Source organism: Mycoplasma sp. CSL7503-lung, from assembly GCF_025515455.1.
Lineage (GTDB): Bacteria > Bacillota_I > Bacilli_A > Mycoplasmatales > Metamycoplasmataceae > Mycoplasmopsis.
The window spans coordinates 1-267 of record NZ_JAOPHP010000072.1 but is presented as its reverse complement, the minus strand read 5'-3'; the positions used below and the strand labels follow the sequence as shown (position 1 = coordinate 267).

General features: G+C 21.0%; 1 protein-coding gene. It reads left to right on the top strand.

The window, feature by feature from the left end; genetic code table 4:
• A partial coding sequence (locus N9R85_RS03965; RefSeq protein WP_262858676.1) for a hypothetical protein occupies positions 1-267 on the top strand: 267 nt, incomplete at both ends.

Sequence of the window (267 nt, the reverse complement as noted above, 5' to 3'; positions counted from 1 at the left end):
CTCAAACACAAAACAAAAAAGACTTAAAATTTAATAATATCGATATTGAAACTTTTGTTCTTTCTTATTATGACAATTTAGAATCTACAGAAGAAACGTTTGAACAGATATCAAATAAAATTTCAAGCACTTTAAATAATAATTTAGAAAATCATATTAATCAAAAAGAATACTATGAAACAATTTTAGAATACTTTGAATGTTTAAATGTGCTTGATTTAAGTGTAGATTTCGAAAACTATAATATTATTCGTATTTTAAATGACT